Here is a 248-nt window from a genome sequence, read left to right as displayed (position 1 = left end):
ATCGTGGCGAAGCCATAGGCGGCGTCTTTGAAGGCGATGGCAAATGCCGGTGACGGGTGCACACCCGAACGGCTGGTGATGCGCTGGTCTTTGACGATGAAGTGACGGGCAACCTTGCCGTCGAGGGTCTGCAACTGGAACGCCAGGTCTTTATCACCCAACTGTTGCTGGAAGGCAGGATTGGTGCGGCTGGCTTTGCCCATCATCAGGCCCAGCACCCACAGCAGAAGACGAAATTTCATGCACAC

Annotated in this window: 1 pseudogene; it reads right to left on the bottom strand. The window is 58.1% G+C overall.

From position 1 onward, the window contains the following. A pseudogene (locus tag SB765_RS32425) lies at nucleotides 1–242 on the bottom strand (helicase); the annotation flags it as partial. Nucleotides 243–248 lie beyond the last annotated feature (6 nt).

The sequence above is a fragment of the Pseudomonas sp. SIMBA_067 genome, assembly GCF_046534675.1.
Lineage (GTDB): Bacteria > Pseudomonadota > Gammaproteobacteria > Pseudomonadales > Pseudomonadaceae > Aquipseudomonas > Aquipseudomonas putida.
The sequence above is the reverse complement of the archived record's forward strand: the minus strand, read 5'-3'. Positions and strand labels throughout refer to the sequence as shown.